The 23509-nt window shown below is 53.7% G+C and carries 23 protein-coding genes and 1 other annotated feature; of the genes, 15 read left to right on the top strand and 8 right to left on the bottom strand.

Annotated features, from left to right (window positions below):
* Positions 1-31: 31 nt before the first annotated feature.
* Positions 32-1558, top strand: coding sequence for an IS66 family transposase (gene tnpC / locus KGD89_RS03640; protein ID WP_025258466.1), 1527 nt, complete (start codon positions 32-34; stop codon positions 1556-1558).
* Positions 1543-2118, top strand: a complete 576-nt coding sequence (locus KGD89_RS03635) for a bifunctional diaminohydroxyphosphoribosylaminopyrimidine deaminase/5-amino-6-(5-phosphoribosylamino)uracil reductase RibD (protein ID WP_240338543.1) — start codon at positions 1543-1545, stop codon at positions 2116-2118. The genes tnpC and KGD89_RS03635 overlap by 16 nt, the downstream gene beginning before the upstream one ends.
* Positions 2119-2258: 140 nt before the next feature.
* Here KGD89_RS03635 and KGD89_RS03630 read toward each other — a convergent pair.
* From KGD89_RS03630 to KGD89_RS03615, 4 genes are all read right to left on the bottom strand, one after another.
* Positions 2259-3409, bottom strand: a protein-coding gene (locus tag KGD89_RS03630; protein WP_117148206.1) for an IS3 family transposase whose coding sequence is annotated in 2 segments (ribosomal slippage) — positions 2259-3175 and positions 3175-3409 — 1152 coding nt in all. Because the reading frame shifts where the segments join, the coding sequence is not laid out codon by codon here.
* Positions 3410-3507: 98 nt separating this feature from the next.
* Positions 3508-5880 carry a DEAD/DEAH box helicase family protein gene (locus tag KGD89_RS03625; RefSeq protein WP_025258462.1) on the bottom strand — a complete coding sequence of 791 codons (2373 nt, stop codon included), beginning with the start codon at positions 5878-5880 and terminating at the stop codon, positions 3508-3510.
* Positions 5873-7816: a site-specific DNA-methyltransferase gene (locus KGD89_RS03620; RefSeq protein ID WP_025258461.1), complete on the bottom strand. Its 1944-nt coding sequence runs from the start codon at positions 7814-7816 to the stop codon at positions 5873-5875. Before KGD89_RS03620 ends, KGD89_RS03625 begins: the two co-directional genes overlap by 8 nt.
* Before the next feature lie 67 nt (positions 7817-7883).
* On the bottom strand, positions 7884-8078 hold the full coding sequence (locus KGD89_RS03615) for a hypothetical protein (RefSeq protein ID WP_143008753.1): 195 nt from the start codon (positions 8076-8078) through the stop codon (positions 7884-7886).
* Between the two features lie 413 nt (positions 8079-8491).
* Between KGD89_RS03615 and KGD89_RS03610 the strand changes: the two genes are divergently transcribed.
* From KGD89_RS03610 to KGD89_RS03575, 8 genes are all read left to right on the top strand, one after another.
* On the top strand, positions 8492-9277 hold the full coding sequence (locus KGD89_RS03610; RefSeq protein WP_025258460.1) for a nuclease-related domain-containing protein: 786 nt from the start codon (positions 8492-8494) through the stop codon (positions 9275-9277).
* Between the two features lie 492 nt (positions 9278-9769).
* Positions 9770-9997 carry a DUF6124 family protein gene (locus KGD89_RS03605; RefSeq protein ID WP_371874974.1) on the top strand — a complete coding sequence of 76 codons (228 nt, stop codon included), beginning with the start codon at positions 9770-9772 and terminating at the stop codon, positions 9995-9997.
* Between the two features lie 150 nt (positions 9998-10147).
* Complete coding sequence (locus KGD89_RS03600; protein WP_025258459.1) at positions 10148-11509, top strand: Fic family protein; 1362 nt, start codon at positions 10148-10150, stop codon at positions 11507-11509.
* A 434-nt stretch (positions 11510-11943) separates the two neighbouring features.
* Complete coding sequence (locus tag KGD89_RS03595) at positions 11944-12171, top strand: DUF6124 family protein (RefSeq protein ID WP_371874974.1); 228 nt, start codon at positions 11944-11946, stop codon at positions 12169-12171.
* Between the two features lie 139 nt (positions 12172-12310).
* Positions 12311-13521 (top strand): IS3 family transposase gene (locus tag KGD89_RS03590; RefSeq protein ID WP_117148244.1). Its coding sequence is split into 2 segments (ribosomal slippage): positions 12311-12578 and positions 12578-13521, totalling 1212 coding nucleotides; the frame shifts between segments, so codons are not numbered across the junction.
* Positions 12577-12693 (top strand) — a sequence feature (AL1L pseudoknot). Its footprint overlaps the gene before it by 117 nt.
* 177 nt (positions 13522-13698) lie before the next feature.
* Positions 13699-15246 carry a T6SS phospholipase effector Tle1-like catalytic domain-containing protein gene (locus KGD89_RS03585; protein ID WP_025258455.1) on the top strand — a complete coding sequence of 516 codons (1548 nt, stop codon included), beginning with the start codon at positions 13699-13701 and terminating at the stop codon, positions 15244-15246.
* Entirely contained in the window at positions 15246-15899 is a 654-nt protein-coding gene (locus tag KGD89_RS03580) for a DUF2931 family protein (protein WP_038399743.1), read from the top strand. Before KGD89_RS03585 ends, KGD89_RS03580 begins: the two co-directional genes overlap by 1 nt.
* A 103-nt stretch (positions 15900-16002) precedes the next feature.
* Entirely contained in the window at positions 16003-16470 is a 468-nt protein-coding gene (locus KGD89_RS03575) for a helix-turn-helix domain-containing protein (protein ID WP_025258454.1), read from the top strand.
* Between the two features lie 255 nt (positions 16471-16725).
* Here KGD89_RS03575 and KGD89_RS03570 read toward each other — a convergent pair whose 3' ends face one another.
* The gene (locus KGD89_RS03570; RefSeq protein WP_081741911.1) at positions 16726-17643 is read right to left on the bottom strand and encodes a LysR family transcriptional regulator; all 918 of its coding nucleotides are present in this window, start codon (positions 17641-17643) and stop codon (positions 16726-16728) included.
* 87 nt (positions 17644-17730) lie between these two features.
* On the opposite strand from KGD89_RS03570, the gene KGD89_RS03565 reads away from it, so the two are divergent.
* Complete coding sequence (locus KGD89_RS03565; protein ID WP_025258452.1) at positions 17731-18822, top strand: tartrate dehydrogenase; 1092 nt, start codon at positions 17731-17733, stop codon at positions 18820-18822.
* Between the two features lie 9 nt (positions 18823-18831).
* On the opposite strand, the gene KGD89_RS03560 is transcribed toward KGD89_RS03565, so the two are convergent.
* A complete protein-coding gene (locus KGD89_RS03560; RefSeq protein WP_074569189.1) occupies positions 18832-19191 on the bottom strand; it encodes an I78 family peptidase inhibitor in 360 nt (119 codons plus the stop codon).
* A 217-nt stretch (positions 19192-19408) separates the two neighbouring features.
* Here KGD89_RS03560 and KGD89_RS03555 point away from each other — a divergent pair, with 217 nt between their 5' ends.
* Positions 19409-19870, top strand: coding sequence for a hypothetical protein (locus tag KGD89_RS03555; protein ID WP_025258450.1), 462 nt, complete (start codon positions 19409-19411; stop codon positions 19868-19870).
* A 57-nt stretch (positions 19871-19927) separates the two neighbouring features.
* Here the strand turns inward: KGD89_RS03555 and KGD89_RS03550 are convergent, their stop codons facing one another.
* Positions 19928-20812 (bottom strand): LysR family transcriptional regulator, encoded by an 885-nt coding sequence (locus KGD89_RS03550; RefSeq protein ID WP_025258449.1) that lies wholly within the window; start codon positions 20810-20812, stop codon positions 19928-19930.
* A gap of 161 nt (positions 20813-20973) precedes the next feature.
* On the opposite strand from KGD89_RS03550, the gene KGD89_RS03545 reads away from it, so the two are divergent.
* The 3 genes from KGD89_RS03545 to KGD89_RS03535 all read left to right on the top strand — a co-directional run bounded on the left by KGD89_RS03545 (position 20974) and on the right by KGD89_RS03535 (position 23020).
* Positions 20974-21618, top strand: a complete 645-nt coding sequence (locus tag KGD89_RS03545; protein WP_025258448.1) for a hydrolase — start codon at positions 20974-20976, stop codon at positions 21616-21618.
* 189 nt (positions 21619-21807) lie between these two features.
* Positions 21808-22311, top strand: coding sequence for a GAF domain-containing protein (locus KGD89_RS03540; RefSeq protein ID WP_025258447.1), 504 nt, complete (start codon positions 21808-21810; stop codon positions 22309-22311).
* Between the two features lie 55 nt (positions 22312-22366).
* Positions 22367-23020, top strand: coding sequence for a hypothetical protein (locus KGD89_RS03535; protein WP_025258446.1), 654 nt, complete (start codon positions 22367-22369; stop codon positions 23018-23020).
* Positions 23021-23138: 118 nt separating this feature from the next.
* On the opposite strand, the gene KGD89_RS03530 is transcribed toward KGD89_RS03535, so the two are convergent.
* Positions 23139-23249, bottom strand: a complete 111-nt coding sequence (locus KGD89_RS03530) for a KGG domain-containing protein (protein WP_117148227.1) — start codon at positions 23247-23249, stop codon at positions 23139-23141.
* Positions 23250-23509: the final 260 nt, after the last annotated feature.

The raw sequence follows: 23509 nt of genomic DNA, 5'->3' as shown, positions 1-23509 counted from the left end.
GCACTCGGGCTGCTTTGGTAAAATCCACGGCATGACTTCCTTGCCCGATCTCGACCCAATGACTCCTGAACAACTGCGCGCACTGGCTGCGCAGTTGATGTCCAAGATCGACACCCAGGACAGAAAGATTCATCGTGATGAGACGATCATCGAGCAACTCACTCACGAAATCGCCATTCTCAAACGCCACAAGTTTGCCAAGCGCAGCGAGCAGATCAGCCCGGCGCAAGGCAGCTTGCTCGATGACCTGCTCAATACCGACCTCGAAGCCATCGAGGCCGAGTTAAAAGCACTTCATCCCGCTCCCTCACAGGCAGAACCACGTCAGCAACCCAGGCGTGCGCCATTGCCGCCGCAGTTCCCTCGTACCGTGATCCATCACGAGCCGGACAACACTCAGTGTACTTGCGGCTGCCAGCTTCAGCGTATCGGCGAAGACGTCAGCGAGAAGCTGGACTACACGTCGGGCGTGTTCACCGTCGAACAGCACGTGCGTGGGAAATGGGCCTGCCGGCAGTGCGAAACACTGATCCAGGCGCCGGTGCCCCCTCACGTAATCGACAAGGGCATCCCCACGGCGGGCCTGCTTGCCCACGTGATGGTGGCCAAGTTCGCCGATCACCTGCCGCTGTATCGACAGGAAAAGATCTTCGGCCGTGCCGGCCTAGCCATCCCGCGTTCGACACTGGCGCAATGGGTGGGTCAAACCGGCGTGCAGCTTCAGCCCCTGGTCGATGCGCTACGCGAAGTGGTGCTGGCCCAGCGCGTGGTTCACGCCGATGAAACGCCGGTACAAATGCTGGCGCCCGGCGAGAAGAAAACCCACCGTGCTTACGTCTGGGCCTACAGCTCTACGCCGTTTTCGGCACTCAAAGCTGTGGTCTACGACTTCAGCCCCAGCCGTGCCGGCGAACATGCGCGTAACTTCCTGGGCACCTGGAACGGCAAGCTGGTCTGTGACGACTTCGCCGGCTACAAGGCCAGCTTCGAACAAGGCATCACAGAAATCGGCTGCATGGCCCATGCGCGACGCAAGTTCTTCGACTTGCATATCGCCAATAAAAGCCAGTTGGCGGAGCAGGCGCTTCACTCGATTGGCGGGCTGTACGAAGTCGAGCGACATGCCAAGGAAATGAGCGCCGAAGGCCGTTGGCGATTACGCCAAGAAACGGCGGTGCCCATCGCTGAAAAACTGCATGAGTGGATGTTGGCTCAGCGTGAACTTGTGCCCGAGGGTTCGGCCACGGCCAAGGCTCTGGATTACAGCCTCAAACGCTGGGTAGCGCTGACGCGCTACCTGGAAGATGGTGCTGTGCCCATCGACAACAATCAAATCGAGAACCTGATCCGGCCATGGGCGCTTGGGAGGTCGAACTGGTTGTTTGCGGGGTCGCTGCGAAGCGGCAAACGGGCGGCGGCGATCATGAGTCTGATCCAGTCTGCAAGACTCAATGGGCATGATCCGTACGCCTACATGAAAGATGTTCTCGTGCGTCTGCCGAGGCATAGAGCAAGTGCAATTTCGGAGCTGCTGCCGCATAAATGGGTGCCCATGTAGTATCGCTGCAAGTAGATAGTTTCAGGGGTACAGCGATACTTAATTCAATGTGCCAAGATTCGGCCACCAAGGATGAGTACCAATCGAATATGCCTAGTCTTACCTCCGATGCCGATTTCATGCAGCTTGCTCTTGCCCAAGGGCGCTTAGCCTTACCTGACTGCCTTCCAAACCCGCCAGTAGGTTGCGTGCTGGTAAAAGACAACGTGGTGATCAGCCAAGGTCATACACAAGCACCTGGGCTCTATCACGCGGAAGCGATGGCGTTAAGCCGATTAGCGAATGACTGCTCCGGGGTGACTGCATTTGTCACGCTTGAGCCATGCTCTTTTCATGGCCGAACTCCGTCATGCGCTCGGGCACTGATACACAGCGGGGTTGATAAAGTTTTTGTTGGGTTGCTTGATCCCGATCCGAGAAACTCGGGAGCGGGCATAAGAATGCTACGAGATGCAGGCATTACAGTCGTTGTCGGCTTACTGGCGGAGGAAGCTGCTGAAGACTTAGCTGGTTTTTTGGTAAGCGATACCGGTGAATCGTCGGATCGCGACGATCAGTAAATCGTTAGCACCTCAGCGCAAGGTGGGATGCCCGGACGGTTACGAACATGCGGGATTGTTAGATAGTGCCTGGACTATTGGCGTAAGTCAGAAAGGCTTTTGCGGTTAAACTATAAGAGAGGTGAATCGCCCCGGATTCTCTAGACACCTTGCAAGCTCATTGCGTAACGCTTTTCAAACTCTACCGGTGACAGCTGATTGTTGAAACCATGCCGGCGTTTTGCGTTGTAGAACATCTCGATGTAGTCGAACACATCGCTACGAGCATCTTGCCGCGTGGTGTAGATTCTCCGCTTGATACGCTCCCGCTTTAGAAGCTGGAAAAAGCTCTCGGCTACGGCGTTGTCATGACAGTTGCCTCGGCGACTCATGCTGGCAACCAAATTATTCGCCTTCAAAAAACTGCGCCAATCGGTGCTGCTGTACTGGCTGCCTTGGTCGGAGTGAACCATCACCTCCTGTTTCGGCTTACGCCTCCAAACCGCCATCAATAACGCATCAATGGCTAGATCACTGGTCATCTGCGACTTCATTGACCAGCCAACGACCTGACGAGAAAACAGATCCAGCACCACAGCCAAATACAGCCAGCCTTCGTACGTGCGAATGTAGGTGATGTCGGTGACCCACACTTTGTTGGGTTCTACGACATCGAACTGGCGCTTCAGTAAATTGGGTGAGGCGACTGCTGGCTTACCTCCGTACTTTCCAGGGCGTCGTCGATACCCTGTCTGAGAGCGCAGCCCCTCAAGACGCATCAGCCTCGCCACACGATGCCGACCACAATCTTCACCGACCTCGCGAAGATCATCATGGATTTTGCGATAGCCATACACTCCGCCACTCTCCAGCCATGAATGCTTAATCAAACCCAGCAATCGCTGATCATCTTTAGCGCGTGCAGATTGCGGCTCAGACAACCAGGCGTAATAACCACTGGGATGGACTTTCAGCGTCAGGCAAAGCCGTCGAATGGAATAGTCGCCCGCGCGCTGCTTGATAAAGGCGTACTTCAGCCGCACTCCTTGGCAAAGTACGCGGCGGCCTTTTTTAAGATGTCTCGCTCTTCAGTGACCCGCTTGAGTTCCGCTCGCAGTCGACGCAGTTCAGCGTGCTGGTCATCGTCTTGCTGCCGTTCTTCTTGAGGTTTGCTGTAGCGCTTTATCCACGCATAGAGGCTATGCGTCGACACACCAAGACGGGCCGCTACGTCAGCGACGGGAAGCTTCTTTTCGGTCACTTGATTGACCGCTTGGGTTTTGAATTCTTCGGGATAACGCGGGTTGCTCATGGCACCTCCTGATTGGCCTCATTTTAAGGCATGGAGGTGTCTACGAAACCCGGGGCGATTCAAGGCCCTAGAAAAAGGGCCTCTAATATTATATCTCTCTATTTAAGACACTCTTTAACTGCTTTATCAAGATCGGCAACATGAATAGGCGTTGGAGTGCCGGACTTCATTTTCCAAACTGTATAGCCGCCTTTTAAACACTTCCCGCGCAACTCAGTTTGCTTGCCCTCAGTAATGAAGCGCACTAAAACCTTACTGCGACCATCTTCCTGAATGTCAAATAGCTTTCTGGCAACTGCGTCACTTAGAAGGTGACCACCTTTAGTATCAAGGCAGTAGACAAGCCCAGACTTCCACACTAAAAAATCAGGATAAAATGATCCCGCATCCCCTTCCGTAAGAAGAGGGATATGGAACCCGCCGCTGCTGGAGTTGCGGTGCCAAGGAAAACCTGCTTTATCTAAAGAATCTGCAAAAGGCGCCTCAAATTTATTCAAACCTGAGTATTTTTCATAAATTGAATTGACGTAGGTCGTGCCATTACGAGGTACTCTAATAGCCCCAAACTGGAACGGAGCACCACTCTCGTAAGCCAATTCTGAGTTCGAATAATAAGCATCTACAATTTCAGCTGCCAGCTTCTCAGCATATCTTTCAGCTGCGCTATGTATTTGTACTCGACAATCGAACTTAGGGTGTTTCAGATCAGTAACAGCCAATGCCCGGGTAGAACGTGCTCTTAATGCTGTATTAACAAGCCAGCGCAAGCGTACTGGATTAGTATTCCCACCTTGCATCCACTCTAGACTTGAATCCTTATTCAGTGACTCCAGATCAACTATCTGGGTCGCAGTATGGGCTTGACCTTGAGTGTCCGGGGTGTTTTCAGTGAAGGTGGGGAAATCACCAACGATTTCAGCGATCCGGTTACACGCTTCACTAGCATCGACGTGCACCTGATGCAGAGCAACCTCCAAACCATCTTTCAGATGCAAATCATCAACTGCACCAGCTGCCCCACCAAAATTATCAACAATTTCAATTGGAGCACCTTCTGCCCTCAGCTTCTCCTTTACCGCATTAATTGAAGCGGTAAACACACTTTGATTATCGACACGTAAAAAGAAATGGGCCGAGTTAAGAAGTGCGTTATCGTAGTGCTTTGCTCCATACTGCCTTAAAACTCGGCCTATGATTTGCTCAACCTGGATTGAGGACCCCATACTTTTATCGATATAGGCAAGATAGCAACCTGGGTCATCCCAGCCTTCCTGGAGAGAAAGGTTAAATATTATATGCTTGAAATCGCCAGCCTGGAAATCCTCAAAGTCTTTTTCGCCTTTTGAAAAGAGATTAACTTCGTCAGGTTTATTTCCATCCATAAATGCCAGATTTGCATAAATTGCAATATCTTCAGGAGATATACCTTTTTCCTCGACGAGATAACGCCATATCCTAATCGGCGGTGCCTTTCTCAATAAAAACGGCTTGGAATGATCATCTTTTTCTCCATCATCAGCAATGTTTGTCTTACAAACATAGATAGCTTTTGGAGAAAAACTCAGCCCTCTGGCGTTAATTTCAGCTTCAATTGACGATAGTCGCTTATGGAGGTCATCTAACGACTTCTCCATCGCACCTGTGGTTCCGTCAAACTGAATTGCCTTTTTGACGAGTTCAGCGCTCACGACTTTTTCGCTACTAACAGCGGTCGTCACGAACAGCTGGGCGTTCGGCTGGCCATCGGAGTCTATAGACTTGAGTCTCTCAAATTGTTCATGATCGTCCCCTGACTCTTCAACCCAGAGCTTGATGGGCTGAATGACTCCTTTGTGAAAATTGTTGGGCAGTTTTAAAGTAGCACTAGCGAGTAAGTAGGCGTCGGGTTCCAGTTCGGAGAGAATGTCTGTTTGCTGCTCTGAAAGATTGTGCCCCTCATCATACACTATAAGCAGCGGTCGACGTTTTCCGTTAGATGCTCGCGAAATTAGCCGCTCCCACGGCGATGAGTTGCCAAAAAGATCAGCATCTTTTTTATAGACGTTCAGAGCACCTTCAGACTGATCTTTGTTATTAAAGAGTCCTGTGGTAGCCATGATCATCAAAGGTGTGGCTGAGTCTTCGATATGATGGGGTGTTAATTGCGAAATATTGATTACTCGAAAACCCTCTACGATTTCCGAGTATTTTCCGCCCGCACTGAAATTTACATAGGTCTGAGCAACTACAGGCTTTGCTTTAGACATCCAAAATACAATTGGCTCAGATGCAAAATGCGAGCGCATCAAGGTTACTGCCTGAGCCAAAATTGGCGTCTTGCCCGCCCCTGTTAACGCAGACAGTGCTTGAAAGAAAGGTCTAGGCTTAGGCCCTTTACTCGGACGGTAGGGGTGATTAGCAAAAAACGCATACCGTTGTACTATGGTGTTCGCTGCTTCAGCTTGAAAAGCCTTAAGATTAAAATCAGGCATCAAAGTCTCCCTCATTGTTATAAGAGTCCTGACGCTGATTAAACCCAATATGCTCTAGGACCTGATCTGGAATTTTGTAAAATTCTACACTGCTGCCAGTATAGGGAGCTAACGCTGCGTACACATGATATCGCACAGCAAGCCCAGCACTCTTAGCCTCTTCTGCGATCTCTCGAAATGCGGCTTTGGTTAACGCTGACGCCTTTTCTGGTGAATCCCATATCAGGAAAAAGCCCTCATTCTTTGCATTAACTGCAAAGAGATGTCTATTTGCCTGAGCAGGAAGCCTTCTTAGATACGACTTCGCTTTTTCAGCCTTATTCCAGTAACTTGTTAAAAGCAAGTCAATCATCTCTTCACGGGCTAAAGCATTGACCGCTGAAGCGTCGATCTTTTCACGCTTCAATTCAATAAAGCGGAACCCACTTGGGATTGGCCTACGCTTTTCCGCTGCCCATGCTCCAGACATAACACGCTTAACACGCTCAGCTGTAAGTGTCCGAGCATAATGGTCACCTTTTTCGGTGTTCCCCTGCTCAATTAGAATAAATCGCCTGGAGGTATCGGCCTCTTGATTGAGTTCGAGAACAGCATGCGCCGTCGTCCCAGAACCTGCAAAAGGATCCATAACGATTCCGTTAGGAGGGCACCAAAGCTGAATGATCTTAGTCATCAACTTCAATGGCTTGACTGTTGAAAAACCATGACCTTGACCAACGACGGCGGTAAGCTCCGCCACTCCGTCCGCCGATCTGCCTGACTCTTTGTAGTCCCATGATGTTGACCCAAGATCAATATCAGTAACTAACTCAGAGCTAAGATCGGAATCCGACCAGTAAGTAACAGGCACTTTGCCCTTTTTGATTTGCTCAAGATAGGTTTTTACCCTTGGTCGGCCAAGTCCATCGCGACCGAACCATAGGAAAGGCCAATTATCTTGTGATAATCTTTCATATGATTTTCTTGAGATGTTTTCAGCCAGAACACCTGGCTGCTGCTTTTTCACCATTAAGGCTTTGCCGCGACCATCACCAATGTCACGTTCTTCGTAGTCTGGCCCCCAAGCATTCAGCCAGACTTTGACATTTTTCTTTGGGTGACGCCACGCTCCGTTACCCGCTGGATAATGTACGATGCCCGTAAAAGGTGACTGAATACCATAGTCATCTTTGGCAGAGTAGCTTTTCGCAGTCAGGTTACCCTCCCGCCAGAGGTTACCAGGGTCGTTGTCCGGATTGAAGTAGCGCTTGTTATCCGACTCCCCTCGCGTCATGGATGCGGTTTTTACTCTATCGACATCTTTGCCATAGACCAAAACGTATTCTGTCGCAGTCGAGATATGCCGATTATCTGGACGGGCAGCCGCTGATTTCTGCCAGTTGATAATAGCGAGGCGATTGTCTTCACCGAAGATCTCATCCATCAGCATTCCCAACCGGAACAGTTCCCGGTGATCAATGCATATGGCCATCACTCCACCAGGCTTCAGCATCTCCCTCATCATCCATATGCGAGGGGTCATGAATCTTAGCCACTTGCTGTGCTTTGAGCCATCATCCTTAGGTACGACATCCCCCAAATCCGGGTCATTTGGATCTTTGTCCCACTTATCGTTGTAGCGAAAATCCTCACCCGTGTTGTATGGAGGGTCAGTCACAACCAGGTCGATCTGACCCCGATACTTGTAGAGAGTTACCATCGCCGAGAGGTTTTCGCCGTCCCAGATCTCGTTCTCAGCCTGAGCCAGCTCTTCCCCGTAGGAGTGTTTTTTGACGATGGCGGCGAGCTTGGGCTTGACCTGCCGGATGATCTGCCAGGGAGCAGCTCGCCCCGTGTAGTTCATGACAATGCCATTTTTCCCGGCATCAGCGAGCGCTTCGTCATGCTCTTGAAGCAAGCGCACCAGCGCGGCTCTAGGCAGTTGATCATAATCCATAAACGCCCCTCGAAAATTGCGCAAAGGCTGCGACAAAAATCGCTAATTTTAGAGGTTCGGGGAGCTGTCACGCCATCTCTAATTTGGCCGAGAGTGGATGCTCTGCATCGGTTTCTGGCCCTGATGGCAGTTGGCTGGCATACTCACTTCGTCCCGCGTCAAGGGCGGCATTTTTTACAGGACCAGGGTGGTAACGCTCCACCAGCAGGAATTCATACCCTTGTTTTATAAGATTTTTTTTGAAATTACTGGCTGGGATCACCTCCTCCCGGCTCCACCAAATCTGACAAAGAAGACGCCTTAGGGCGTCTTTTTTTGTGTCTGAAATTCGGACAATGTGCAGCTTTCAGAGCGATGAAACTGCGCCACATTCCCGGACAGAAATGGCGCAGTTCTAAAAACTGCGCCATTTTTCTCGCCAACAACAGCTAAACGGTGCCAACTCAGCAATCTCTTCAAGCACTGAAATACTCAGCAGCATCAGGGCAGCGAGAAGTCTGAGCTACTGACAAAACACACTGGCATTACTCAAAGAACAACGCAGCAGCAACGCGATCAGATCGCTACAACCCGAATCTCATGCAAACACGCCCTCAAATCGCAGCAACATTATCGTGCCACCACTCCAGTTTTCGATAAAATCCGCATAACACAGGATCTCTGAAAGGTTAAGAAATGGACTTCACCCCTGCCATCGCCCAGATATCGGGCGTGTTGGGCTGGCTTATTCTGTTCGCACTTCTGCTTACCCTGCTCAAATCACCATGGGCCAAAGGGCATATCGGCGAACTTCTTGTGCGCTTCGCTGCTCATCGACATCTGGACGAGCAAATCTACCGTCGCTTGCATAACGTCACCCTGAATACGCCCGACGGCACCACGCAGATCGATCACGTATTCCTCTCGATCTACGGCATCTTCGTGCTGGAAACGAAGAACATGAGCGGCTGGATTTTCGGCAGCGAGAAACAGGCGCAGTGGACGCAGAAACTCTACAAGCGCACCTTCAAATTCCAGAACCCATTGCGGCAGAACTACAAACACCTCAAGGCTTTGGAGGCCACGCTGGGCATTAGCCCTGACCATCTGCACTCGGTCATTACCTTTGTTGGAGGCAGCACCTTCAAAACCGAAGTGCCAGCCAACGTCACACAAGGCATTGGATTTATCCGTTACATCAAGTCGTTCCAGCAGACGGTGTTCAGCGAGTCTGAAGTCGACTTCATGCTGCAAGCGCTGCAAACAGGCCGCCGTGCTCCCGCTCTTGCGACTCATCGTGAGCATGTGCAGAACCTCAAACAACGAAGTGACCCGACTGCCGAGCGACAGTGCCCGAAGTGCGGTAATGCGCTGCTGATTCGTACCGTGAAATCAGGTGCGAAAGCGGGGCAACAGTTTTGGGGATGCTCGGGTTTTCCCAAATGCCGGACCATGCAGGCTCTCAGCGCTAGAACAGCGTAGCTTTGAACTGGCGCTCCAGACGTTTCCTCTGGTTGAAGATTATTAGGTTGTACGATCAGGACAATTGTCGCGCCAGTGGTGCGACTTTTCACCCGGTGCGGTAGACCTCATAAAACTGGCGCATGCGGAACAGACTAGATCGAATCTTCACAGCACAGGCAAAAGATCAGCTCCCAAAGCCCCCAATAGCAAGACGCCTCCCTTTCCCTTGAACGAAATTTCCGAGAAAATCCCAACCGCTTGCGCCTGTGAAATCCGGTCACTACTCTGCCTCCGTCGCTGCATATTCAGCGAACGGGTTTAGTCGCCCGGGATGACTGGCGCACTGCGCCACCTTTTGCGAGGCGCTTTTTATGGCCTGCATTTTATGGTGGCCGTGCGTAGGGCACCTTCGGGTGCGCCGGGTACCAGTCTCCGGTCGACTAACCTGCGCATGGCCGCCACCCATCGTTTAGTCGCGAGCATGGCGGCTCCATTTCTGACTGGAGTTACATGATGCTCAAGATCACACCTGATCCACCCTGTCACCTCTCCCCTCGCTACCTTGAAGATGCTCTCGTGCGTGCTTCCGAGCTATTGAGTTGTGCCGCTGCCACAGCCTATGAGAGCGGCGACCGCTTGAGTGGTTCGCATCGGCATCTGGCCTTGTCTGTCGTCCATCTGGTGGAGATGGCCAAGGCTGAGGTTGATCGTTCGCTGGAAGATCTTTCGGTTCGTTGATGTGTTGATTACAAAACCTGCATTGCGCAGGTTTTGTATCCTGATCCACCTGTGCCATAAAACTGCGCCAAATCCCCGACCAGAAATGGCGCAGTTCTGAAAACTGCGCCACAATTGCGCCAACAGCAGCTAAACGGCGCCAACTCAGCAATGTCTTCAATCACTGAAATACTCAGCAGCATCCAGGCAGCGCGAAGCGGATTGACACTGAATGAGCTGCTGACCAAGCACCCTGACATTGCTCGAAGAACAGCACAGAGGCTGATTGCACAGCTGATCGAGAGCCGTCAGATCTCCGCCCACGGTGAGGGCAGAGCACGACGCTATTTCGCAGCAGATATCCAGCCGGAAACAAGCACCCTGGCCATCAGCAGTGATAGCTTCCCGTCCTTTATCCCACTGTCGGCAGACAGCCGGGACATACTCGCCTATGTCAACCAACCAACAGAAGCGCGCAAGCCCGTCGGCTACCAGCGTGATTTTCTGGATTCTTATCACCCGAACAAAACCAGCTATCTGTCCGAATCCTTGCGGCGCCAACTGCATCGAATGGGAAAAACGACAGATGCCGTGGAGCCAGCAGGCACATACAGCCGCGCAGTTCTAAATCGCCTGCTGATTGACTTATCGTGGGCATCGAGCAATCTGGAAGGGAACACTTATTCGCGGCTCGATACGCGACAGCTCATTGAGCATGGCCAAGCTGCACGAGGCAAAGCTGCTATCGAAACACAGATGATCCTGAACCATAAAACGGCAATCGAGCTGTTGGTCGAGAACATCGAAAGCGCCGAGTTCAACCGCTACACATTGATGAACCTGCACAGCGCCCTGGCTGAAAACCTGCTTCCCAACCCCGCAGATGAAGGCCGTATTCGCCAGCACGCCGTCGACATTGGGCAAAGCACCTATCGCCCTCTCTCCACACCACAACAGATAGAGGGGGCGCTGGACGTTCTGCTTGGCAAGGCAAATCAGATTACTGATCCATTCGAGCAATCATTTTTCATGATGGTCCACCTGCCCTATTTGCAGCCCTTTGCCGACATCAACAAACGCACCTCTCGGCTGGCGGCGAACCTGCCATTGTTTCGCGCCAACCTGTGCCCACTGACATTTCTGGATCTACCCGAGCAGGCCTACAGCAGCGCCACACTAGGCGTCTACGAAATGACCCGGGTAGAGCTACTTCGCGACCTGTATCTATGGGCTTACGAGCGCTCGACACAGGAATACCTGGCAATCAAACAAGACCTTGCAGAACCTGATCCTCTGCGCCTGACTTGGCGGGACTTCATCAAAGCGACCATTCGCGAAGTCGTCAGCCATCCAGAACTTGATCCACTGAGCTGCATTCAGAACGCGGTAACAACGCATGTTGCAGAGGATGAGCAGCCAGAAGTTCAAGCCCTGATCGTTGAAGAACTCCGCCGACTGCACGAGGGTGTTCTGGCACGCTACGGATTACGACCATCAGAACTCATGCTCTGGAAATCGCGCCATGGAAGCTGACATTGTCGCGCCAGTGGCGCGACTTTTTCCTCAGAACGGCAGACCTCATATCAACTGCCGCACGCGGAACAGATTGGACGGAGCTTCACTGAATGGACAAAGAGTCAGCCTCCAAAGCCCACAATAGCAAGACGCCTCCCTTTCCCTTGAACGAAATTTCCTAGAAAATCCCGACCGCTTGCGCCCATGAAATCCGGTCACTACTCTCACCCCGTCGCTGCATATTCAGCGAACGGGTTTAGCAGCCCGGACCCGACTGGGCGCACTGCGCCACCTTTTGCGAGGTGCTTTTTTACGGCCTGCATTTTATGGTGGCCGTGCGTAGGGCACCTTCGGGTGCGCCGGGTGCCAGTCTCCGGTCTGCTAACCTGCGCATGGCTGCCGCCTGGCGTTTAGCAGCAAAGGGCGTCAGCTCCACTTCTGACTGGAGTTTCATGATGCTCAAGATCACACCGGATCCACCCTGTCATCTCTCCCCTCGCTACCTTGAAGATGCGCTCGTGCGTGCTTCCGAGCTATTGAGCTGCGCCGCAGCAACAGCCTATGAAAGCGGCGACCGTTTGAGTGGTTCGCATCGGCATCTGGCTTTGTCTGTCGTCCATCTGGTGGAGATGGCCAAGGCCGAGGTTGATCGTTCACTGGAAGATCTTTCGGTTCGTTGATGTGTGGATTACAAAACCTGCATTGCGCAGGTTTTGTATTTTCTCTGGGCTCAGACACTTACCTACCTGCGAGTAAAAAGCCCGCCTGAACCGCCCCGGGTATCGCGGAGGCTCCACCTTTTGAGAAACTGGAGCCACTATGCCAAAGCCACCCAAGTTTTCCCCCGAAGTCCGTGAGCGTGCTGTGCGAATGGTCTACGAAGTCCGCGAGTCGCACGATTCTCAGTGGGCAGCCATCGAGGCTGTTTCCAGCAAGATCGGATGCACCGCCCAAACCTTGAGCAACTGGATCCGCAAGGCCTCTTCGCCCACAACGCCTAGCACCCCGGCCGATCCCCGGATCAAAGAGCTGGAGCGCGAGGTTCGTGAGCTCAAGCGAGCCAATGAGATCCTCAAGGTCGCTAGCGCTTTTTTCGCCCAGGCGGAACTCGACCGTCGTTTGAAGTGATCTGGCGTCTGATCGACGAGCACCGACAGCGCTTTGGAGTCGAGCCACTGTGCCGCGTGTTGCAAGTGTCTCCATCGGCTTACCGGTGCCATGCCGCACGTTTACGTGATCGCTCACGACGCTCTGCCCGAGCGATTCGTGACGAGGCACTTGCCGTACAGATTCATCGTGTCTGGCAGGAGAACTACGAGGTCTATGGGGCCAGGAAGGTCTGGCGGCAGATGCATCGCGAACATCAGGCAGTAGCGCGCTGCACAGTGGAGCGATTGATGCGTGAGATGGGTCTCTGCGGCGTGACCTGGGGCAAAACGGTGAAAACCACGCAAGCCCATCCTGACAATGCCAATCCCAGGGATCTAGTGAAGCGCCAGTTCACTGCCGAACGTCCCAATCAGCTCTGGGTCGCCGATTTCACGTTCGTTTCAACCTGGCAGGGATTTGCCTATGTCGCGTTCATCGTGGATGTCTATTCAAGGTTCATCGTTGGCTGGCGGGTCAGCCGACACATGCGTACGGAGTTTGTCCTGGATGCGCTCGAACAGGCACTTCACGTCCGTCGGCCCGAGCCTCATCGGCTGGTTCATCACAGCGACAGAGGCTCGCAATATCTGTCGATTCGTTACAGCGAGCGGTTGGGCGAAGCGGGTATCGAGCCGTCGGTTGGCAATACCGGTGATAGCTACGACAACGCACTGGCAGAGACCATGAATGGCCTTTACAAGACGGAGTTGATCCACAAGCAAGGGCCGTGGAAAAGTGTAGAAAGTCTGGAGTGGGAAACGCTGAAATGGGTGACTTGGTTCAACCATCAGCGTCTGCTGGAACCTATTGGAAATAGGCCGCCAGCCGAGTTTGAGGCACTATACGAACAGAGTCAGGCAGCCATATCAGTTGCAGCCTGACTCAAACAAAACAGCCTCCGCGATACCCGGGGCGGTTCAGCCCACCTTGTAAACGAGGCCCCAGGCCATCATTCGTATCCTCGTCGGGAGCGGTTATCATCTTGGACCGAAAAAGTGCCAACCCTGTTAGATAAATGGTTGGGGCTTTACGAAGGAGAAAAAATCAGGAATCAAGGAATGAGTGGATACGTACCCAACCAGCCAAAGAATTATCGCCACGAAGAAGCTAAACCAGTCGATATTCATGCACTGCGCTGGGCCGAATACGAAAAGTACGGAAAAAGCCCCGCACCGCCACCAGAAAAAACAGCGATTGCTCTGCGCATTGGTGTGTTCTTCGATGGCACTGGCAACAACGCAAACAACTCAGCTGCCGGTCTGCTCTGTGGTGCCCATCACCCTATTGCACCCGCAGATATCGATGCCAGTTGTAAACCGTTCATGTCCGACCCTGAAAGCAGCTATGGCAATGACACCAGTAACGTTAAAAAGCTAAGCGAGCTCTATTACGCACCACCGGAAACAGAGGGGAACGGACAGCGAAAAATAGCCTTTCGTATGGCCTATATTGAGGGTATCGGTACTAGTACAGGCGAGAAAGATAGCTTACTGGGCTCCGGCACCGGTCGTGGTGATACCGGGGTAGCCGAGCGAGTAAAACTGGCATTTAGTCGAATCAGCGTGCTTTTTTATGATTTACTTCAAGAGAACCTAGACAGTGAAATCTGCTCATTGACCTTTGATACATTCGGCTTTAGCAGAGGAGCGGCTGCAGCACGACATTTTGCGAATGAGGTCGTTCGCTGCAAACAAGGGCCTCTGGGGAGTTTACTAAGTAGCAACAGTAAGTCTTTTAGCTCCTCTTTTAGCGGTCAGTACAAGAGCGATATCAACATGGGTTTTATCGGCTTGTTTGATACCGTGCCCTCTATTGCAGGGTTAGCTAACCTGGGTAACGTAAAAAGTGCTGTTGCACCTGGAATCAAGCTTTATCTGGACCGCAAATATTTTACTAATGTCATTCATTTGGTTGCTCGTGATGAATGCCGCGCCAACTTTGCTCTGAGTCGCGTCAGCCCCGACCATTCTGAAATCACTGTGCCTGGTGTTCACTCGGATATCGGAGGAGGGTATCTTGAAGAAACACAAGAATGTGTGTTGGTAAGCCCTATGCAAGCGCTCTCAGTTGGAGCTACGACGGATGTGAAGAGCACTTCGATCTATCTCGATGCCCAACAGCAAAAAGCCAAGATGATTAGCAAAGGCTGGCCGGCCATGATGCTTGAAATAACTACACCGCCCCCGTCTCTATTACCAGCAGACCCACAAGATCGCATGAGTGTGGTACGACAGAAACGTGTGTACGCTGGCTTGCAGCTCAAGCGGTCGGTGAGCGGTAAGTTATCCAGGGTGTACCTGCGTGTGATGTATGAGCTAGCAAAACAAAATGGTGTGCGACTCAATGAGATTGATGAGGGGAATCCTGACTACGCCATTCCATCGGACTTACAGCCTCTCTGTGACAGATTTCTCACGGGAGACTACAGCACGACACCTGAAGAAGATCAGCTACTCAGAGTGCGGTACATTCATACCTCAGCCAACTGGAACCACCCTCTCGGTAAAAGCACAGGAGGAGGCTTGAGTATCGTTTATATCAATGCTCCTACGGCAGATGCCATAAGGGTTCAACACCCTCACGTACCTGACTGGACACTATTCTGATGCGCGTTTTCGTAGCCCTGCTCGGCGTACTTTTAATAGTGGGTTGTCAGGCCTCAGATGCCTTACCGGGAAAAAGCTCTCCAAAAGACGCATGGTGGAGTCTGGATTTCATGGCCCCCACTTATATGCCAGGTTTGGTCGAACACAGTTCTGTGGTGGACATCCAGGACAGGACATTTGAGCGCCCCGGAGGCGGAGCAATAGGTACTGGCAACCCGGGCGATGCCACAGAGGTAGCCAAGGGCTGGGATCGAATAGGGGGAAACATAAAACCTGTAGTTGGGGCCGATCTGCCAAAACGAATTTTCGTACGATGGCAGTCAGTCGTAGAACCCCAGACTTACCGGGCCTGGATTGATATTCCGGAAAGTGCGCGTGAAATCATGCAAGCATCAACCCACCAACGCTGTCCACAGAAGCCAGAACAGACTGCTCGTTTCACAGCATCGGTAATTGTGGGCCTTGCCCCAGGCGGTGTTGTTCAGATGTGGGTACGCGACAGTTGCAACAAAGCAATCAACGTCACCCGAACTCAAGCCGAAGTGGAACCCCTGGGTCCGCATCTTGGCAAGTCAGGTGGTCGTTACTATCAGCAGCCTGATGCCTCCAGACGCTACATTGAAAAATATGGCATTCCTTACGGCAGTTGGTGAGTATTCCCTTTGTTGCTCAATCATTTCGACTATTGCGTTTTTCTCTTTCAAATAAAGCGCTGATCAGCGACCGCAGTTACGTCGTATGAACATGGAAATACTCATGACCACCGTCGACCTCTCTCGCATAGCTCTCCCAACCCAGAAAGAAATCGCTGCGGCTGTGGCGTCAAGCCGTCAGTTAGCCGCATTTCTTTCGACAAAATGTGAAACTCAGTGCATTGAGTTGATTGATGACACGCAGCAACGCAAAGTCGTTGAATTACCCACTTTCGCCCTGCGCTTACTCGGCGAAATCCTGAGTGAGCTTGCGTTGGGCAATGCCGTCAAAGTCGTTCCTATTCATGCAGAACTGACAACTCAGGAAGGCGCAGACATGCTCAACGTTTCGCGGCCCCATTTGGTAAAACTCCTTGATCAAGGTGCATTACCGCACACAAAAACAGGTCGACATCGCAGGATCAAATTCGCAGACCTGATGGCTTACAAAGAGCAGCGCGACCAGGCAAGCAGGGATGCCATGGATGAACTCGCAGCACAAGCACAGGAGTTGGGGATGGGGTACGAATGAGGCATTCACCGTTCACTGCTTTCTATGACGCGAATGTTCTCTATCCTGCGCCTTTGCGTACCTCGACAAGTTGCTAACCGTAAAATTGCTGTCTGGTTTTGAATTCCTGATTTGACGGCTCTACCGGGGCAAAAAGCCTTGGTGTTGGCCAAGACCTTGCTCATAGCGGTTATTTCAAGAAGTCTGGACACTCACTGCATCTTCATCGTCAGAAGTAACGCCTTCCCGGATAAATCCGGTCCCACAAACAACCCATCACAAAAACCGCTCCCCCAACTCCCGCCCCAAAAACCGCGCAAACGCCGATATCCGCTGCGGCACATGCTGCCGATGCTGATACACCACATACACATCCGCTCTCGGCGCGTGGTACTCGGGCAGTACGGCGACCAGCTCGCCGCAGGCGAGGTGTTGCTGGGCATCCCAACGGGAGCGGAGGATCAGGCCGTGGCCGTCCAGGGCCAGGCGCATGGCGACTTCGCCGTCGTTGCTCGACAAGCTGCCGGAGACTTTCTGGCTGTATTCGCGTCCATCGCGGGTGAAGCGCCAGATGGCGTAGTCGCTTTCGTATTGTTTGAGCACGATGCAGTTGTGTTGCGCGAGGTCGGCGACGTCTTGGGGTGTGCCTGCACGTTCGAGGTAAGCAGGTGAGGCGCAGAGGATGCGGGGGTTGTCGAGGACGTGGTGGGCGATCAGCCGTGAGTCGGGTGGTTCGCCCACGCGGATGTCGATGTCGATCCCCGCATCCAGCAGGTTGACCGGCAGGCTGGAGAGTTGCAGCGACAGTTCCAGATGCGGGTGTTGGGCGGCGAACTCGGACAGCAGCGGTGCGATATGGCGTCGGCCAAAGCCGAACGAGGCGTTGATGCTCAGCTTGCCGCGCAGCACCGGCTGGCGGTTGTCGAGGGCGCTTTCCAGTTCTTCCAGTTGGCGCAGGATTGGCCGGGCACCTTCCAGGTAGATCACGCCCTCCGGCGTCAGGTCCAGCCTGCGGGTGGTGCGGCGGATCAGTTGCACGCCCAGGCGCTGTTCAAGCTGGGTCAGGCGTTTGCTGACAGCGGGCAGTGACAGGCCCAGCTCTCGGGCCACGGCGGTCAGGCTGCCGTGGGTCGCCACGCGATTGAAGAAGCTGAGGTCATCGGTATTGGTGACCAACTCTTTACTTGAATTCAAGAATGGATTTCCCGTAAGCCAAATTGTGCTTGATGGACGAATCAATACACTGGAGCACACCACCTGACAAGCACGAGAACCGATGCCATGACTCAATACAATTACAAGATCGCTGTCATTCCCGGAGACGGTATTGGCAAGGAAGTGATGCCCGAAGGCGTCCGCGTCATGGACGCCGTCGCAGAGAAATTCGGGATCGGTCTGCAATGGGACTGGTTCGATTTTGCCAGCGCCGACTATTACCTTGAGCACGGCAAGATGATGCCGGATGACTGGTTTGAAACCCTCAAGCAATACGACGCGATTTACTTTGGCGCGGTCGGCTGGCCGGATGTCGTACCGGACCACATTTCGCTGTGGGATTCCTTGCTGAAGTTTCGCCGCGACTTCGATCAGTACGTGAACCTGCGCCCATGTCGCCTGATGCCCGGCGTGAAAGCGCCACTGGCCGGTCGCAAGCCGGGGGATATCGATTTCTATGTGGTGCGGGAAAATACCGAGGGCGAATACTCCAGCGTCGGCGGCACCATGTTTGCCGGCACCGAGCGCGAAGTCGTGATTCAGGAAACAGTGATGACTCGCGTCGGCGTCGACCGCATTCTCAAGTATGCGTATGACCTGGCCCAGAGTCGGCCCAAGAAGCACCTGACTTCAGCCACCAAGTCCAACGGCATCGCCATCACCATGCCGTACTGGGATGGGCGTGTCGTGGAAATGGGCAAGCAGTACCCCGAGGTATTGGTCGACAAATATCACATCGACATTCTGACCGCGCATTTTGTGCTGCACCCGGATCGCTTCGATGTCGTTGTCGCGAGCAACCTGTTCGGTGACATCCTTTCCGATCTAGGGCCGGCCTGTACCGGCACCATCGGCATTGCGCCTTCGGCCAATATCAACCCGGACCGGACGTTCCCCAGCCTGTTCGAGCCGGTGCATGGTTCGGCACCGGATATTGCAGGCAAAGGCATCGCCAACCCCATCGGGCAGATCTGGTGCGGCGGCATGATGCTGGAGCATTTCGGTCATGCGGAGGCCGGGGCTGCCGTGCTGTCGGCGATTGAAGCAGTGCTGGCCCAAGGGCCGGAGAATGCACCACTGACACCTGACCTGGGTGGTACGGGGTCAACGGTTACGCTGGGCAAGGCCATCGCGGAACAGGTGCAGCGCGGGGAATAGACGTGCGTGTTACTGGCAGTAAATGTCCTCGATGCGGTTCTGCCCGTTGACCTCGATGTTCAGCCGCAACGGGCTGTAGCTCAGGTCTCTGGGGCCACCGCTTGAGGTGATGCGCGAGCTGGGCGCACGGGCGAGTCGCTCGATCTCTCTTCTGTTTTCCGGAGTGAATTCTTCGCCAAGCAGCGCAGAGGCTCGGGCGGCGTAGCAACCGTATACGGTTATCTTGCCGTGAATGGATTTGGCAGGTGCGGGGTCAGGCTCGACCGGCTGCTCACTGGCGAAAGAGCGCTCAGCGGGCAGGACAAAAAGCAGGCAGAATACTGTCGCGGCGAATGCACGCATGCGAGGTAAAGGATTGATTTTTTCCATAAAAAGAAACTCCGAAGTGGCTGTGAGACATCGCATCCCACAATCAGTTCGTCACAAACCCGCGCTGCATAGCCCCAATAGCAAGAGGCCTGTCTTTCCCTTGAATGGAATTTCCGAGAAAATTTCGACCGCTTGGGCCTGTGCATGAAAACCCTCTACCCGCCTGCTAGCCTCTCTCCTGCCCGTCAACAGGGCCACGACCAACAAGGAGTCAGCCATGCAGTATCCCGCGGTTGCAGTATCTTTTGTCTTGTTCGGACTGCTCAGCAGCACTGCCCATGCATTGGGCACTGAGGAAGTCTCGCAGCAGACATTGCAGGCCTATGGAGCAACACTCGATGCTTCGGCAGGAAGCTCTCAATGGCAGCAACTCTGGAAGCGCACTCGAGACCAGGGCATGTTCAGTTATCAAAGCCCGACGCATTTCACGATACCGAACAATCTGATACCCGATATGGTCAGGAGGACTCTGAGTGGGTCCCAAAGCGTCAAACCGATGAACACTACACAAGCCATGTATCGCTTTGACTTCGGCAGGCCGGTAGGCGTCGAAAGAAATCAGCCAGTGAATGCAATCTGCCTGACCGTCGACTGGCGGACGCTGCCTGCGGATACGGCCATAGACGACGTCTCTCGCATGAGCAGTGTCAGCCTGTTGGTGGCCCACCCCTGCGCCTGATCGAGTATGGCTGCGCGAGCCTCACTCTCGGGCAGCCATGCATGACGCTCCAACGACTCAATCACTCAACTCATGCACCAGAAAATCCAGAAACGCTCGGGTCTTCAAAGGCACACGCCGGGCGGACGGATACACCGCATTGATGGAAATCGGCGGAGCCTGCCAGTCGCACATCACCGGGATCAGTCGTCCTTGCTCCACAGCCTTTTCGACGATGAAGGTCGGCAGCAAAGCGATGCCCATACCCGCCTCTGCCGCTTGCGCCAACAGGTCGCCGTTGTTGGCGTGCAGCGGGCCGGTGACATGGACTTTCTGGGTTTCCTTGCCGTTGCTCAGTTGCAGGCTGACGCCGCTTTGCAGGTAGCCGTAGTTCAGGCACTGATGCGCCGCCAGGTCGCGGGGAACTTGCGGAGTTCCTGCGCGAGCCAGATAAGCGGGTGACGCCACCAACATGCGAGGTGCCGGGGCGAGATGGCGGGCAACCATGGAGGAATCCGCCAGGCTGGCGATACGGATGGTCACATCGAAGCCGCCCTTGACCGGATCAACCTGCTGGTCGCTGAACACCAGTTGCAACTCCACCTTGGGGTGTTGCTCATGGAATTTGGGAATCAATGGCCCCAACCGGCACAGCCCGAATGACATGGGCGCGTTGACCCGCAACACACCCTGCACCTCCCCCAGCCCACTGCGCGCCCGCTGCTCGGCTTCATCCAGCGACGCCAGTACTTCACGACAGGCATCGTAGTACTCGGCCCCCGCTTCAGTCAGATGCAGGCTGCGCGTCGTCCGCAACAGCAGTTGCACGCCCAGGTTTTCTTCCAGGGCCTGGATCTGCTTGCTGACTTTCGAGCGCGGTACATCCAGCACCCGAGCCGCCGCAGCGAAGCCATTGGCGTTCACTGTGGCAACGAATGTACGCATGCAGTCGATGCGATCCATGAATGTCCCTTTTCTGGAAACAATGAGTCTCGATTTTAGGGAATTGTCTCAACAACTGCCAGCCCGTAAATTTACTCCCAAGCCAGCAAGCAAACGCCAAGACAGGCAAAGCGGCTAACCCTTTAACGATTCGTACTGACTCAACTTGAAAGGAAATCATCATGTCCAAACTCGAACTGCTGAACCCGACCAACTCTGCACTGATCCTGATCGACCATCAGCCACAAATGGCTTTCGGCGTGCAATCGATCGACCGCCAGACACTGAAGAACAACACCGTGGGCCTGGCCAAGGCCGCCAGGCTGTTCAACGTGCCGACCATCCTGACGTCGGTGGAAACCGAAAGCTTCAGCGGTTACATCTGGCCAGAGCTGCTGGGTGTGTTCCCCGATCAACAGCCCATCGAGCGCACTTCGATGAACTCCTGGGAAGACAAGAAACTGGTTGAAGCGGTCAAGGCCACTGGCCGCAAGAAGCTGATCATTGCCGCACTGTGGACCGAGGTCTGCCTGACGTTCCCGGCGCTGGAAGCCATGGCCGAAGGCTACGATGTCTACATCGTCACCGACGCCTCGGGCGGTACGACCAAGGAAGCTCACGACATGTCGGTACAGCGCATGGTGCAGGCCGGCGCGATTCCTGTAACCTGGCAACAAGTGCTGCTCGAGTACCAGCGTGACTGGGCGCACAAAGAAACCTACGACGCCGTCATGGCGCTGGTTCTGGAGCACAGTGGTGCTTACGGCATGGGCGTCGACTACGCCTACACCATGGTGCACAAAGCACCGCAGCGGACCGTTTCCTGATAACCGATCGCAACAAGGCCGGCACGTCTTCCTGACGCGCCGGCTTTTGCTGTTTTGACGTGGCAGCTTGTCGTCTGGTGTTAATAAGCCATGAAGCCTTTGAGCAAATATGTCACGATCAGCCCAGCCGCAATGGCACACTGAAAATCAACAGGCTCGATATACCGCTACGCCTTGGAGTACAGCATTTTGAACAGCACATTGACGGCAGCAGAACTGGCCGTAATCAGTGAAATAGAAGCGACATCCAGCCTCTTGAAGCTGGTGACGCGGCTGACCGGTTTGAGATTTGCTGCCATCGCCAAGGTGACCGAAACCAACTGGACCGCCTGTGCGGTCTGCGACGAAATCCAGTTTGGTGTCGAGCCTGGTCACGAGCTTGAGATTGAAACCACCATCTGCAACGAGATCCGCGCCAGTCGCCATATCGTAATGATCGACGAAGTGGCGACGGACCCCGTCTATGCCAACCATCCGGTGCCGAAGCTCTACGGGTTCCAGAGCTACTTTTCCATGCCGATCATTTTTCCCAATGGCGTGTTCTTCGGCACCTTGTGCGGGCTCGATCCGTTGCCGGCCAAGCTTGGCAATCCGGAGACCGTCGATACCTTGAAGGTCTTCTGCACATTGCTGGGCAGCACGCTGTATGCCCATGAGCAGTTGCTGGAAGGTCAGGTGGAGATGAGCTGTTAAGGTGTTCGCGAATGAACGGAGCGCTGCCCAATTAGCTCCTGCCCGGGCATCTGATATGTGGTCCAAAGCCGTTCTCCCGGAGAATGGCGATGCCGCTATCAGGCAATTACTAAGCGCATGGCTGGGCTCGGTCCAGCGCTATATCGACATGCTGACTAACGATAACTGCTGGTGGCATAACGAACGCGCCAATATCAGCACACTGGCCGGCGCGGCATGGTCAATTGGCTGGGTGGCGCTCGAGGAATATCCCACACGCAAACATCGCCCCACGACCTCACATATAGATCAGCCCGAAACAGGTGGGCGTGGACGCTGCGACCTTTACATCAGCAATCACCACGAGGATTTCGCTTTCGAGGCCAAGCATGCCTGGCAAAGACTCGACGGGCCGGATGTCGTGAAAGTCGCAATGGATGCAGCAAGAAAAGATGCGCTGGCACTCAAGAAAGGAGAGGCTGGCCGTCATTTCGCCGCGACCTTTATCGTGCCGTTCCTGCCGAAAGCAGAGGTTCAAGGCATGACGGAGGAAGACTTGCGAGGGCGACTCAAGGAGTGGCTGGACAGTCAGAATACGTTTATCGGCGACACACAACGAAACATTGCCTATGCCTACACCTTTCCAGGAACAGGCACGGAATCATGGAGTAATGACATCAATCACTTCCCTGGCGTGGTGCTGGTACTGGAAGAGGTCCCTGTCGCGTAAAGATAAAGACCAACGCCCGCACCGCTTCTGCGATACGGGCATTCAGGCGGACGACGAGTCCATAGCCGCCTACAGCGAGCAAGAGAAACAATCACGTTTCCTGCCCGGTCCTTCACATTTACTCATCACTGCCTTTATTACTGCTCTGCCCACCCTTCTTGCCCGCTTCAGAAGCCTTTTCAGAATCCCTGGCGAAATGGCCGGGATTGTTGTCTCCAGTGCTAGCCATCTCCCTATCCTCCAGGCTTCATCGACCGCTTTAGTGCGTGTCGTATTTATTGAGAGGAAAGGGAAAATCTGTCGATCCATGAAAGCCGCTTCTCTTCGACGAGTGGTCAGCACTGAACTCCATAGCTACAGGCCAAGGCTATCAAGGCGTGTAGGTTTACCGGAGGTGGAAATATTTTTCTTCGGAAAACCTTGTTACTCGGTGATCAAAACAGTGGCACCAGTGTCTGATAGAGTGACCACTGCGTAGTGGCAATTAGT

The organism is Pseudomonas cichorii (genome assembly GCF_018343775.1).
Lineage (GTDB): Bacteria > Pseudomonadota > Gammaproteobacteria > Pseudomonadales > Pseudomonadaceae > Aquipseudomonas > Aquipseudomonas cichorii.
The sequence above is the reverse complement of the archived record's forward strand: the minus strand, read 5'-3'. Positions and strand labels throughout refer to the sequence as shown.